12 protein-coding genes and 1 pseudogene are annotated in these 13,470 nt (G+C 60.7%); 3 read left to right on the top strand and 10 right to left on the bottom strand.

Going from position 1 to position 13,470, the window contains the following annotated elements; all coding sequences use genetic code 11:
- Nucleotides 1-71: 71 nt before the first annotated feature.
- The 3 genes from AC08OU_RS01560 to AC08OU_RS01570 all read right to left on the bottom strand — a co-directional run bounded on the left by AC08OU_RS01560 (nucleotide 72) and on the right by AC08OU_RS01570 (nucleotide 972).
- Nucleotides 72-230, bottom strand: a complete 159-nt coding sequence (locus AC08OU_RS01560; RefSeq protein ID WP_476604103.1) for a hypothetical protein — start codon at nucleotides 228-230, stop codon at nucleotides 72-74.
- A 95-nt stretch (nucleotides 231-325) separates the two neighbouring features.
- Nucleotides 326-649, bottom strand: coding sequence for a hypothetical protein (locus AC08OU_RS01565; RefSeq protein ID WP_476604104.1), 324 nt, complete (start codon nucleotides 647-649; stop codon nucleotides 326-328).
- The gene (locus tag AC08OU_RS01570; RefSeq protein ID WP_476604105.1) at nucleotides 646-972 is read right to left on the bottom strand and encodes a hypothetical protein; all 327 of its coding nucleotides are present in this window, start codon (nucleotides 970-972) and stop codon (nucleotides 646-648) included. Before AC08OU_RS01570 ends, AC08OU_RS01565 begins: the two co-directional genes overlap by 4 nt.
- Nucleotides 973-1,189: 217 nt before the next feature.
- Between AC08OU_RS01570 and AC08OU_RS01575 the strand changes: the two genes are divergently transcribed.
- A complete protein-coding gene (locus AC08OU_RS01575) occupies nucleotides 1,190-2,452 on the top strand; it encodes a helix-turn-helix domain-containing protein (RefSeq protein ID WP_476604106.1) in 1,263 nt (420 codons plus the stop codon).
- A 27-nt stretch (nucleotides 2,453-2,479) separates the two neighbouring features.
- Here AC08OU_RS01575 and AC08OU_RS01580 read toward each other — a convergent pair whose 3' ends face one another.
- The 4 genes and pseudogenes from AC08OU_RS01580 to AC08OU_RS01595 form a co-directional block, all read right to left on the bottom strand.
- The gene (locus tag AC08OU_RS01580) at nucleotides 2,480-3,295 is read right to left on the bottom strand and encodes an alpha/beta hydrolase (RefSeq protein ID WP_476604107.1); all 816 of its coding nucleotides are present in this window, start codon (nucleotides 3,293-3,295) and stop codon (nucleotides 2,480-2,482) included.
- A 448-nt stretch (nucleotides 3,296-3,743) separates the two neighbouring features.
- Nucleotides 3,744-5,045 carry a hypothetical protein gene (locus tag AC08OU_RS01585; RefSeq protein WP_476604108.1) on the bottom strand — a complete coding sequence of 434 codons (1,302 nt, stop codon included), beginning with the start codon at nucleotides 5,043-5,045 and terminating at the stop codon, nucleotides 3,744-3,746.
- Between the two features lie 29 nt (nucleotides 5,046-5,074).
- A pseudogene (locus tag AC08OU_RS01590) lies at nucleotides 5,075-5,638 on the bottom strand (deoxynucleoside kinase); the annotation flags it as partial.
- Nucleotides 5,639-5,671: 33 nt separating this feature from the next.
- The gene (locus tag AC08OU_RS01595; protein WP_476604109.1) at nucleotides 5,672-6,490 is read right to left on the bottom strand and encodes a radical SAM protein; all 819 of its coding nucleotides are present in this window, start codon (nucleotides 6,488-6,490) and stop codon (nucleotides 5,672-5,674) included.
- 84 nt (nucleotides 6,491-6,574) lie between these two features.
- Here AC08OU_RS01595 and AC08OU_RS01600 point away from each other — a divergent pair, with 84 nt between their 5' ends.
- A complete protein-coding gene (locus AC08OU_RS01600) occupies nucleotides 6,575-7,069 on the top strand; it encodes a nucleoside deaminase (protein WP_476604110.1) in 495 nt (164 codons plus the stop codon).
- Nucleotides 7,070-7,875: 806 nt separating this feature from the next.
- On the opposite strand, the gene AC08OU_RS01605 is transcribed toward AC08OU_RS01600, so the two are convergent.
- Nucleotides 7,876-8,844 carry an amidase domain-containing protein gene (locus AC08OU_RS01605; protein ID WP_476604111.1) on the bottom strand — a complete coding sequence of 323 codons (969 nt, stop codon included), beginning with the start codon at nucleotides 8,842-8,844 and terminating at the stop codon, nucleotides 7,876-7,878.
- Between the two features lie 365 nt (nucleotides 8,845-9,209).
- On the opposite strand from AC08OU_RS01605, the gene AC08OU_RS01610 reads away from it, so the two are divergent.
- On the top strand, nucleotides 9,210-10,061 hold the full coding sequence (locus tag AC08OU_RS01610) for a helix-turn-helix domain-containing protein (protein WP_476604112.1): 852 nt from the start codon (nucleotides 9,210-9,212) through the stop codon (nucleotides 10,059-10,061).
- 901 nt (nucleotides 10,062-10,962) lie between these two features.
- Here the strand turns inward: AC08OU_RS01610 and AC08OU_RS01615 are convergent.
- Nucleotides 10,963-12,681, bottom strand: coding sequence for a transposase (locus AC08OU_RS01615; protein ID WP_476604113.1), 1,719 nt, complete (start codon nucleotides 12,679-12,681; stop codon nucleotides 10,963-10,965).
- 271 nt (nucleotides 12,682-12,952) lie between these two features.
- Nucleotides 12,953-13,408: a hypothetical protein gene (locus tag AC08OU_RS01620; RefSeq protein WP_476604114.1), complete on the bottom strand. Its 456-nt coding sequence runs from the start codon at nucleotides 13,406-13,408 to the stop codon at nucleotides 12,953-12,955.
- Nucleotides 13,409-13,470: the final 62 nt, after the last annotated feature.

Consider the following 13,470-nt stretch of genomic DNA (forward strand, 5'->3'; position numbering starts at 1 on the left):
ACGCCTATTGGGCTGATGCAGCGGACAAACTTGTCGCCGGGCGGCATATTTGCCGGACCGACCGATCCGGGTTATGCGTTGCCTGCCGCGTCGATCGGCTCGACCCGAACCAAAATGATCGACGGCGTCTGCACGCTCTCCACGACCGCGATGACCCCGGGCACCCCTCGGAAGACTTCCAGCGCCATCCCGTGCACCCACTGCCCGGCATTGCCATGCAGGTAGACCACGAGGACTTCTGGGCTGGCGCGGTGCTGAGCGACTGCTAGCACTACCAGGCCCCGGGCCTCGAGCTCTTTCTGTAAGGCCTTCGGCTCCATCCGCCTCACACCCGCTCACGCAGTTGGGCGAGCACAACCGGCGAGAGTGTCCAGGCCGGGATGCCGGGAAGGCTCAGGGCGATAGCCGCACCCGCCCCGCCACCGAGCCGGACTTCATCGACCACCAGCGGGCCCCAGGGCCGCATCAGCCACTGCCGCAGCAGATCTCGATCAAGCACGGCGCAGCAATGCTCCTGATGCCAGATTTCGATGCCGTCGCGCCGGAACTTGAACTCAATCTCGTTGGCCCGCCCGTTGAAACCCACGACCTCCATGACCACGCGATCTCCCGCGTACGGCTGACCGGTCTGCGACTGAGCGCCGTTCACTGGGCAGCCTCGACGATCAGGACGCGCAGGCCGGTCTCACGGATCAAGCGTTCGCGGGTGAGGCGCTGCACCCGAGGCAGGCTGCCCAGGTCGGCTGAGGTTGGTACGGCGATAGCTGACACGCCACCGCGGCGCGCCGCCTCAATGAGCGCCACGAGCGCCGAGCACGGCCGATTCGCATCGCGCTCCACGAAAATGCCGGCCAGGGCGTAGCCTTCTTGAGCTGCAAATCGCGTCAGGAGACGCCGCCCGCGCTTCACTTCTTCTGGTGACGTACTGACGCGCACCGTCTGGTAGCCGACCAGAATAGGTTTCGGCATCACGTACCTTTTCGCTCGTCCGTGAACGATGGAGGGCACCGAGACGGGCGGGTTTGAAAGGGATTCCGGCGCCCTGTCCCGGTGCCGATATCAACCCTGGCGGAGGGTTTGACCTGGCAAGATGGCCGTGCGTGGAACCTCCGTTGCCCTTCCGATGCCCCATGATCACCCGGTAAGGTGTCCCAAATCGCGAGACGGATGACGGGGGTCAACGTTGGCAATGGTGCAGCAATGGACCGGGCGTGAAGCCCGGCTGCTTCGCCAAGCCCTCCGGTTAAGCGTGCGGGGATTCGCCGAGTACTTGGGCGTCAGCCCTCGGACCATCTCGAAATGGGAAGCGGCCGGAACGAACCGCTGTCCCCGTCCCGAGTTTCAGGCCATGCTCGATACGGCGCTGGCGCAGGCTTCCGATGAGCAGCGGGCGCGTTTCGCCGAAACAGACGGTCGGCCAGGCAGTTCCGCGCCACAGGCGGTTGTGACGCAACAGCCCCACGGCGGAGCCTGGTCAGGCGAATCAGCTGCCTCGGTGGATGTCTCGGGACTGCCGCACCTAAACGTCAACCAACTGCGCGAGCTGAGCCAGACGGTGGATGAGGCAGGGCAGCAGACCGAAGCCGAGCAGGTGCCCTACTTCGAGACCAAGCTCGTGGAGTGTCAGACCCGGGACGGTGACCAGGGGCCAGTCGAGGCGCTGCCCTCAGCGCTGAGTGTGATTGCCGCCATTGAGACGAGTGCGCGGCGGGTGAGCCTGCCGGTCCGGCGGGAGCTGTTGTGTCTAGCCGCCCGAGGGTCGGAGTTTGCCGGGTGGCTGTACCGCGATGCCGGCGCTTTCGAGTCGGCCACCTACTGGTACGACCGAGCGGCCGAATGGGCGCAAGAAGCAGGGAGCGCCCAGCTCCAGGGCTACGTCTTGCTGCGCCGGTCGCAGATGGCCTACGACGTGCGCGACGGATTGCGGACACTAACGCTCGCGCAAGCAGCGCAAGAAGGGCCGTGGCAGTTGCCGATGCGAATGCGGGCCGAGGTAGCGCAGCAGGAAGCGTTGGGGCTCGCCATGCTGGGCGAATCGGCACCGACCGTGCTGACGAAACTCGACGATGCCCGGGGGCTGCTCGACCAGGCGGGTGACGAGGGCAGCTCGCTCGGCGCGTCGTTGACGGACGCCACCCTCAACTTGCGGGTGTCGGTCTGCTACATCGAGGTGGGCTGGCCCGCGAGGGCGGCGGAGCTGCTCGGAGGCGTGATTGCCACGGGCACGTTGTCGCGCCGGGATGAAGGGTTCTTTCGAGCCCGACATAGCGTGGCGCTGGCTCTGTGCGGTGAGCCGGACGAAGCGGCGCGCGTCGGCCTGGCTTCGCTCCAGGCTGCGACGGCGACGAGTTCGCAGCGGACGCGGCGAGTGCTCGGTGAGGTCGCGGCTCGGCTCGCACCGTGGACGGACCGCCCCGCGGTGCAGCGGTTCCGGGAAGCGGTGCTCCAATAGCCCACCGGGTTTGCCCGGCCGGCTCCGTCAGGCCGTGATCCACTCGGTGACCGTCCGGATGACGAACGCCTGCCACTCCTGGCTCTGGGGGTTGAGGTACTGCGGGTCATCATGAACCGCGAAGCCGTGTTGCGAGCCTTCGATCTTGACCAGCCGGTGTTCAGCTCGGAACTTCGGCAGCGCCGCCAGCGTCGTCTCGATCGGCACGAGCGTGTCCTTCGTGCCGTGGACCAGCAGCGTCGGCGCCGTGATCTGGCCGAGCACATCCTCGACGTCGAACCAGAACACCTCGTTGAAGATCGCCCGGCCGTGGCGGATGCTCGGTGAGAAGTCGAGGTAGCCCTGCTCGGTCAGTTCACGGGCAGCCTCCGGGACCAAGTGATCGTCTTGCCAGAACGGTCGACTGTCGATGGTCCGCTTCTTGTAATCGAGCTGGGGGTTGAGGAGGACGAGGCGCTCCAGCTCCGCCGGGCGCTTGGCGGCGTAGTAGGCGCAGATGCCGCCGCCGAAGCTCGCCCCCAACAGACTGACTTTCGCTGCGCCGGTCTGCTCGCGGACGGCGGCCAGCGCGACGCGGATATCGTTGAGCACCGCGGCGAGGGTCAGGTCTTCTATCCGGCCTTCCGACTCTCCGTGGCCACGCAGGTCGAAGCGCAGCGAGGCTACGCCAGCCTCGGCCAGGCCGGCGGCCAGGCGGGTGAAGAAGCCGCCCTCTTCTCGGGTGACACCGCCACCGTGGACGAGGACGATGGCTCGGTCTGTGGGCTCGTCTGGTTGGACCAGGGTCGCTACAAGGTGGAGGCCGTCCAGGGCGAGAATGCTGGTGATCTGCTCGTCAGGCATGACTCGATCCTGACATGACTCGGCCACATGGAGCACAGGGAATCGAGCGATGCAACGGTCGTCCTCGGCCGTTGGCGAACGAACTGCTGATCAGTTGTGCCTTGCAACGATTTCTGAGATATAGCCCCAATCTCTATCGAGGTTGCCCTCCGCCCCAATATATGCTGCACCATCGAAAATATCGGAGGCGTAGTTCATAATTATCTGGACGTCAGCAGATTCCTCTAGGGGTCGAAACTGATCCATATGCTGTCGCGGACACATCATCCCGGCTGCCCCAGTCCGTGTAATCCTTGCAGCTTCATGAGCCCTGAGGACTGCGCGACACCATTGATAGTACATCCCGACCTGATCGGTTGCCCCTGCGATTTCATCCCAGGCCATTCGTTCACTTAAAGCGGCGGTCCCCATAGCACCAATGGTAAACTCTTCGCTTGAATGGTCAAGCTTAAAGGTAGCGCCTCATCTCGTCCACTGCCGCGTTGACCTCGTTGCCAGATGCATCGCCGCTCAAAGTGATCTTGTAGTCAGAATGACTGTGCGGGCCATACGAGGCCACAATCCGAATCTCGTCATGCTTCTCGTCGTGGATGACATGGACATGAGGATACTGCGTTGTCGGAAGTCCATCCTTATCGACCATCAGATGGATCGTTTCGTCTCGGCCATCGCTCTTCGTGTACCAGTTACTCTTCTGAGCGCGGGGTGGCGCCGCCAGTCGCTCCTCGTAGTCGGTGAAATTGTGCGCGCCGTGAGACTCAAACGGGTCGCGTCGATACGTCACGTGCCCGGAGGCGTCCATGACGTAGTGCCCGTGGCCGTCGCCCGCGGATTCATCTACGCCACCGAAGTAGATATTGACGTTGCCGTCGTCATCAGTAGATACCCACACGTCATCCCAGTACTGCTCAGGCACGCCAGCGTGTTGAGCGAGTGAACGCTTGTCGTCCTTGCGCTGCTGCTGCTCGGCGCGAAGTTCTGTCAGACGACGATTGAATATGTCCTTGGAGCGCTCGGCCTCTCGTTTTGCCTCTTGAAACTCATTTTGGCAACGTTCATGCTCTGCCTTAGCTATCTCAAACGCTCCCTGAGCCTCAGCGCGGGCGGCCTGAGCGGCCCTGAATTCATCGCGGGCCCTTTCATGTTCAACCTTGGCCTGGTCCGAGATACTGCGCAACCGCAGGAATTCCGCCTGGAGAGGACGGAATCGCTCTGATGCTCGGCTATGAACCTCCTTGGCATCATTGATATCGCTAGACAGTTCTCGCCACTGCGGTGGCAGCTCGCGGATGTCACTACGAAGCTGCTTCACCTCCTCAATCATGTTGAAAGCGTCGTCCTTGTTGCCCCAAGAAAAAGCGTTGTCGATGTCCACCGAAAGCGACTTGATTCGCTCGAACATGTCGTCATGCTCCTCACGGAGCTGTCCGATACGAGGGCCATTGCTGTCGCGCAGACGCTGGAGCTCTTCCCATGCCTGCTGCTGGTCGTCGTAGGCTTCTTGTTTCTCTTCGTAAGCTTGGCTCGTAGCCGATTGAGCCGACCTACGATGCTCCCAGGCACGTTGCTGGAGTTCGTAGGTTTCTTGCTGTCGATCGCGCGCTTGGTTGAGAGCCTCCTGGGCCGACCTACGGACTTGCCAAGCATGATCCTGCGACTGCCAGGTAGACTGCTGGCGTTGAAAAGCTCTGTCTCGCTCATTTCCTAGGTAGTCGAGTTCCGTGTCCTGAGCCATGTTGATGTCACCCACTCGAATGAAGGTCCTACTCCTTGGACCTGTCAACAATAATCGCTACTAAGTTCATCTTCCAAAATCTGATCCACGATTTCGGCCACCTGAAGCGTGGTCGATTTTGAAGTATCTACCATTCGAATCGGCATATCCTCCTCGGAAATCCATTTCCAATAGAAGGGAATTTGTAGATCCAAGGATCGCACGAGCCATTCGGGGCGCTCGTCTGCAATGAGTCGACGCCGCAGAAATTCCGGCTCGCCGTATAGATAAATGCACAGCCGAGGAGTAGGAAAAGTTTTCTCGACTTCAAGGATACTGACTCTCAATTCATCAGCTTGTCGTTGAGATAGGTTTCCCAGAGCTTGATGCATCCGCAGGAATATTTCACGGTCCTCTGCAAACCATCGGTCCACAACAATGGTCGATGCCATGCATGAGCAAATTGCGTCCTTCTTGAGCTGGAGGATCCTGCGCTGAAGCTCTACTCCCGATCGGTCGGTGCTCCTTAGCTCAAGCCCAGACAGCTCTTGTTCGGGAGTTGGCTCAGGCACAACAGAGATATCAGGCCTGGCGCGCTCGATTTCTCGGATAGCCGTGGTCTTTCCTGCCCCCGATGGACCGCATAGTTACAATGATGTCTTTCATCGTGCGCCTGACATCAGCTGCCGGTGACTCAGCGTTTGAGCCGCGAGTGCGTCGGCCAGATTTTGTGAATTCTCCAACAATGACCCATACGAAGTGTCCAAAGTATCCGCACAAATGAATACTTCACCATCTGACTCAACTACAACATATCGATCATCACTCTGACCGTAGTCGTTTAGGGCTACTATGTCCGTTAAGCCCGCATGCACAAGTCTCTCATTGAGAGCCGTCAGCTCCTCGCGAGACGGCCCAATGAGTCCGTTGTTGATGGCACTCTCCCTCATCATGAGAGTAAGAAGCACGATTCGCTTCACTCCTTGGGCTTTAAGGAGTTGTGCCAGATCTGGCACCTCCTGAACATTCTCCCGCATGACGGATATGTTTGCCTCGACAATGAATCCGCACTCAATCAATGATTGAGTGGTCGCGAGGGTTCGGCGAAAGCCTTTCGACTTTCGGATCTTGTTGTGCGTTTCTTCCAGGCCGTCAAAGCTGACACGAAATCTGACAAGAGACGGGTCGGCTGCCTGCCGCAACTCTTCTGAGATTCTTAAGCCATGAGTCGTGAGCACCTGGGACACGCCCGCATTCTGCAGAAGTGTGATCAGTGACGGCAAACTTGCTGAGAGAGAGGGCTCGCCGCCAGTCCAAGTTACTCTTGTGACGCCCATATCAATGACTGCTTCAGCGATACGCAAAAGATCGGGTTCATCGAGGTCTTGTCGGTACAGATTTCCGTCGCCGGCCAGGCAGTGGACGCATCTGAGATTGCATTTCCGAGTAATTCGCCAACAAATTTTCCGCTCAGTCAGCACAGCGCCGGAACCTCCGTCGAATTGTTCACCTTGGAAATGATAGAGATAGTCATTATTATTAGATGACTAAGGAGCAAAGCTCGCATGTCAGCGCACCATCCATTTCGACTGCCGATGGAAACCGCCATCGAACAAGCGCATAAAGGTAATGAGTCAGGACAGTATCCAATCGGTTCCGTCGTAGTTCGCGAAGGTAATATTCTCGCCGCTTCCTACACAACTCTTTCCGGCTCCAGCGATCCGACGGCTCATGCCGAACTGAATTCGCTGCGCGTAGCCGCAGCTTTGATTGGAGACCGATATTTGCCTGGGGCATGGTTGTATTCCACGCACGAGCCATGCCCAATGTGCGCGGCAGGAGCGGTATGGGCCAAGTTGAGCGGCATTGTATTCGGGACATATATCGAGGACGTGCAGGGTCGCCCACTCGACGCAAGGACGCCCGGGCCAAATTGGCGCCAGATTCGTATCCATACCCGTGAGATCGCATCAGGGATTGAATACAACCCTCCGTTGGTAGTTGAGGGATTCATGCGCGACGAATGCCTGCAGCTTCTGAGATTGGATCCGCGAAAGTAGACCTCCTGAAGTGTTTGCCGACAGGCGAATGGATCGGTTCGGAGCCGTTATTAACGCCGTGCGTACGGACTCGTGTAGGGCAGGGATCGGGTGATTCCAAGATCTCGTCGTCTCTTGGTCAGCGGAACGCGCAGTTGAACTCCTGTCCTATCCTTTCCTTATCGACGTCAAATCGGATCGATCACGCGTCGCCTCGAACCAATCCTCGGGCGGGCTTGCACTGTTCGAAAAGGGCTCTCGACTATGCGGACAACGCGGTTAACCGCGTCTGACCGCGTGTGACCCCTTTTGCGAAGCAGCTCGAAAAGCTCGCTTCCGGGATAGGGCGAGTGCAATGACGGCTACCGAACTCACGACAATGATCGCGGTAGCGATATAATATAAGATCGAAACTAACGGTCTACCGCCGGTAAAAGGACTCATGATTCCCACGCTTAGCGCTAGGGCGACACTTGTCAGTGCGGCGGCAATACCCATTGCCATCCCGAACCGACCACGCCCACAGATCCGGTATGGAATCACGACCGCCAGTAGAATGATTATCACGAACTGCACAGCGATTACGCGGAGATCTATAACGCCATAAGTATGGATGACAACGTAGTAAAAGGGTGGGTTCGAGCCGGATGAGTCGGTAATTGCTGTTCCGATTGATTTGACGGGCGTAAATATCCAGAACCATCCTGACTCCAGATTTTGACCCGTCCACATGTCAACCCGTGGTCCACCGTCGTTGGCGAGATATAGTCCGGACAGTCCATGTTGATTGAAGTCGGTAATGAGATTATTCTTCTTACCGTTCGAGTTTACTTGATAATGTGAATCAAGTAAACTCGCGGCTGCTGATCTTTACCCTTGGCCTTGTAGCTGTTCTCAATCCAATCGTTGGCAGCCGGATCCCAAGACCAATAGCGATTTAGCCGCGAAGTCGAATGCTGAGTGACTAGAGGATTTGTCTGGTCGCGGAATCCGGTGACAATGGCGAGATGGTCTATGAAGCCATCCGCTCCATGTCGGCGCCGGATGCCGTCCTTGATCTCCCAATCGTACGCGATGATGTCGCCCCACTGCGCGCCGCCAGCGGTATTATCCGACCAGTTGGCCCTTGTTATCGTTGCCAACCTGTTGTTGACGACGTAGTCCTTGAACGCATTGGCTTGAACTTCTGCAGGCGTTCCGCCCTTCTTCCAACTAGCGACATACTTATCTGGTGAGCTATCTGTCCAGTCGGGTGTTCTTGACAGTCCTCCGGCCCAGAGAGCCTGCGACACAAAATTTGTGCAATCGGTGCCGCTGCTCCCGCCATTGAAATAGGGCGAGTTATTCGGATTGAGGTTGTAGTTGTGAATAGCCCAGGCGGCTGCAACTCGGCGCTGGTAGATAGGTGTGGGCGGCACCGGAGCGGGCGGCGGCGCAGGGGCGGGGGCGACCCCACACTCAGGGATACCGGGGGTGTAGGCGCCGCCCAAGCCTGTTGTCGATGTGTAGTAGTCGGTGATGAACCAGCCGTTGGTGAGTTGGTCCCAGACGTCGGTGGGCGTACCTGGTAGCCCCGTGCCCACCAGATTGCCCTTGGTCTGGCAGGCGATGTCGATCTCCTGGCCGTTGACCAGGCTTCCCACAACGTCGTAGCCCGTTCCTGGACCGTTGTGCGCCCTGAGGCCCAGAGAGCCAACTATGACGTGATAGCCGGTGACCGCTTCGGCCGGCGCAATTCCGGTGATGGCTCCGGCGGCCCCAATTGACGCCAACACTCCACCCCAACGCAGAGCCATCCGGCGACGCGTGGGCCGGGAGCTGAAGGTGTCCACTCGGGCGTGCCGACCGAACGATCTAGCTCGTGTGCTTCTCATGATGGGCCTTCCGTTGTTGATGGAGAGGTGAGGCGGCGGCACCTCGCAGAGGGAGCGTGCAGGTCCATGCGTGCGAGGGACTGCCGTAAACGAGCCCGACTCAACGTCGATCATGAGATGATTCAGCCGGAGCTGAGGCAGAACGAGATGGTCGGAGTACTTGTGTAGCGCTTCGGGAGCCGGTTGACCCGGATCTTGCTCGGACTGGAGCGGTGCGGTTAAACGCGGACAACCTTGGAGCAGAGATGGGCAGGCCGGAAGCACCTCTCGATCCGAACGAGAGCCCCTTGGCCGCCTTCGCCCATGACCTACGCGAACTGCGCAGGAAGGCAGGCGAGCCCACCTATGCGGCGATGGAGAGGCGGTCAGGGAAGTCTGCGACGGCGCTGTCAGACGCTGCTAGCGGTCGCAAGATGCCGACCTGGCCAACTGTTGCGGCCTACGTGAAGGCGTGCGGCAGTGATCCGGACGACTGGCTGGCTCGGTGGGAGGCGCTGCGAGCAGCAGGGGCGCACGCCGTGGTGGCAGCTGGCACTGTCTCGGACGCCGATAGCACCAAGACGGATGACCGGGCCGAAGTACAAGATGTGTCGGTTGGAGCTGCGCCGCGAGGAATTGCCAAGAGACATTGGTGGCGCATAGGAGCCGTTGGCAGCGTTGTTGTCGCGGCGACCCTAATCGCCATCGTGGTTCTATATCAGCAGCACTCAGACGGTAGGTCAGAGCCCGAGTGGACAGCCCCAGCGGTCATCAAGGACGGCGCTGATCCCGAGGACTCAGGATGCGCTTCTGATCCCGCCGAATACCAGCTCAATGACGCTGAAGTCGACTACAACGGCCTGCCCGCAGGTTCAGCGCAACTCAAGTATTCACCTGGATGCGGTGTTGCTTGGGCCCGGTTCGAACCGTTTCCAAAGGCGAGCATTCCCACTAACATCGCTATTCATGTTGACATCGTCCGACCAGACGACAATAACGCGCGGTCTGCTTTCGATGCGCCGTATGTCGGAGCGCCCACCTACGGCAACGTAATGCTCAGCACATCAAAGTGCGTGTACGCCGCTGTCTGGATTGGTGACAAGAAAGACACTTCAGAGACGCACACCCATTGCTTTCGAGGTCGAACTTACGTTCGGTGAATGATGGGGCGCGTCAAGTAGGCGCTTGCCGCGCCAGTAGGCCTTCCACGCGGTACTCAATTCCCCTGTGCCGGATGATCGGGCCAAACAAAGCGCCGGTAGTTTCTCAATGGCCCACTGCAGCACATCCGCGCCCTTTTCGACCGTCTGATGCGCTTGGCTAGATGAGCTGGAGGGGACGCTCACGGTGAACGACGTGACGTGGGCGTCGCGGACGGCGGGTTCGGCTTGAGATTGACCCGCTCGCGCCATCGGTCCGGTGTTAACGCTAGTGGCTATGCAATTGATCGGGCGAGCCTGACCCACGCGAAATGGATGCGGCCCCCGGGATCGCGTATCCCGGGGGCCGCCGTACTGGATCATCCAGTCGTGAACGAAACTCCATCGGCGTACCTGCATCGGCGAGATCTCCGAGCCTTTGCTAGGTAGGTTCTCGGTATTTTAGGCCTTCTAGAGAACCAATGTCTTACGGCCGTCGCTGACAAGGCCACGTCTAAGCGGTCTTCAAACTCCTCGTCAGCCAAAGGGCAAATATTGGTCAAGACTAGCTCGACCCGACACATCCGTGATGCACTGTGTTGCGGGTTTTATCCGCCAAGGCTTCTCCGTAGAGCTTGGTTGAGGGAGTCGCCTGCCTGACTACTACCGGACCTTCCGGTAGCTCCATTTTCACTTGTCCAGTATGACGGGATCACAACGACTGTTGGATTGACCGGATCAGATCCAATGCCAGGGACTTAAGCGGTTTCATTGGGGTCGGGTGACTTGTTTCGGTGGGTGGGGTGGTTGCGGAGAGCAACGAAGTGCGGGTGGGCATGGTGAGGACCGGCGGTGCGGCCGGAGGCGTCAGGGTCCACAGGTCCTGCGGTGATGCTGTTGGAGGTCGCCCGTGCGGCTGGTTTCAGGCCGCGTATTCGGTGATTTTCTCTGCTGGGGGTGCGGCGGGGCCGGCCGTGCGTAGGTCGGTGATCGTGGCGGACGCCGGTGTGCTGGCTCCGCAGACATGGATGAGTGCGGGGGTCACGACCGTGCTCATGCCCAGGGTGGCGTGGGGAAACGGCTGACTGGTCTTGATCTTTCGGTCCCGGTGGCGGTTGCGATCGGTGGTGATGCGGCTGGCGGCGATGGCGGTCAGTGCGGTGGCGTGAACCTGGGTTCGCACCGCGGACGGCAGTACCGCGGTGATACTGGTGATCGCGGTGCGGCGGGCGGTGGTGAACGACAGATCCCGCGCCTGCACCGGCCGGCCGGTCCGGGAGCCTTTCGTGGTGGGACGACTGGTTGAGGCGGAGGTCCGGGTCAGGGCATTCACCAGGGCGGTGCTGGTGATCCAGGCGGCGTGTTCCTGCGTGATCAGGACCGGAGTCTGGGAGCGGAGCATGGCCCCGGTGCCGGGTCCAGCTCCGTTCAGGGTGGATTTCGCTTCCCGCAGGGCGGTTTCGGATCCGTCCCACCGCCACCGGTAGGCCGCGGCGAGTAGATGCGCCGGATGGTCGATCGGGTCGAGGAGGTCGGTGATCAGGCAGAACAGTTCCGGGGTCGTGGCCCCGGCCAGCGTCACGTGGTACTCGATCACCCGCACCCTCAGGGTGCTCCCACCGCCGGACAAACTCGCCAGATACGACCCGTCGGTGAAGGTCGCACCGATCGGGGGCAGACGGATATCGGATTTCACCCGGATCAGGACATGGCTGCCCGCGGCGAGGACGGCGCTGATCCGGGGGACGCCGGGAAAGTTGCGGTCCATCAGAAAGACCCGGTCGGGCGTGAACACCTGTGGGTACTCGACCAGGGCCCGGTCCAGAAGCTGCTGTTCGGCTTCTCCTTTGTCGCCGCCGGCGGGCCCGGTGACGACCGCCAGGGTGGCCCTCGTGAGCGCGTCCGAGATCAGGAGGTGGCGGATCTGGGGGAACCCGCTGCCAGCGCTGGCGGAGGTCCCGAACTCGTCCCGGTTGGCGCCGGTATCCGGCATCCGGGTCACGGACCCATCGATCGAGGCGACCCGCAGACCCCCACCGATATCGATACCACCTGCGCCGGAACGTAGTTCGGCGATGGTCGCGTCCAGCACCAGCTGCTGCAACCGTCGCAGGGGCTCGGCCCCGATCGCGGCCCGCCACCGGGACAGGACCGTGGGTGAGGGGATCACCCGCTCTCGCGTCCAGGGCAACCGCATCAGATCCCCCAAAAGCACGGTCATGATCTGCCGGTAATCAGCGTCCGGCATCAGCGTCATCAGCAGCACCGCCCGCACGACGAACGCCACGTCCAGTTCCCGCCGCCGGGCCCCCTTGATCTTCCCCACCAGAGTGACCCCGGCCGCGACCCGATCAACCGTCCCGGGACCGGCCATCACGTCCAACTCCTCCTCCAGCGCGCCGAGCCGGGCCAACTCGGCCGGGCGACCTACCGCCTGAACCCGTCCGTCGCGGCGGACTTTCGCCCTGGTCACCGCCACAATCGTGCACCACACCACCAGGTCACCCGAGCGGACCGGGACCGCCGGCGCGATCACCAGCCCCGACCGATCGTCTCCGCCCGAGCCCTCGCGCACCGGCCACACCAGTGCCGAGACCGGCACCGCGACCACCCGCGAGAGGAGATTCTCCCCCTCCGCCACGCCAGCAGTCGCGTTTACCGACGAAACGGAGTACAAAGACACGTGGAGGCTCCCTGGCACGAGAATGGCGTAAGCACCCTCTTTGTACTGGGGAGCCTCCACCCTAAAAACGCCAGGCCCCCTCAAACCCGGACAGTCTGCCCCCAGGGCAGCATCCGGCCCGGCCCCGCACACCGACCGCCTCGATCACCAACCCGCAGCGTGACCAAGTGTCACCAAGCCCAGGCAACCCCGAACGAGTCCGAAACCGCTTAAGTCCCTGGCATTGGGATCAGATCGCTCGTGGCTCGGCCCCGTGCGTCGTAATGATATGCTCTGCCAAGATCTCCAGGAACGCACCCTCATAACGAGAAGTGCGCCACTTGCTAATCTTGCAGGCACCCAGGGCTCCAGCTTTCTGAAGCCAAATGATGACATGCTGACGACGGAAATCCACTCGCGGCTCAACCGGATCAAGGTTGAACACCGCGAGATAGCAACGTTTGAGCGTGCCAGCGGGGACCTCGTGTCCTTTGAACATGTAGACACCAGTGAGCGACATGATCGCCTCGACAAAGATCACCAGCATCACCTCGCCGGTTGACCGCTGCAAAGAGTCGCCCACCCGAATCACCTCCCTGAGGGTCGGAAGACTGGCGAGCCGTTCCGGTTGGCAGCCGTAGCTAGCCAGGTTCGCCAGTTCGCGGGTAAGGCATTCGACAACTTGCATTGACTCGTGCATCGGCACTCCCAACTGCTTCGCAGGAGAACCGTCTGACGCGGGTGTGCCTTCGTGAGGCGAGCCCCGGG

This window comes from Frankia sp. CcMO1 (genome assembly GCF_977945845.1).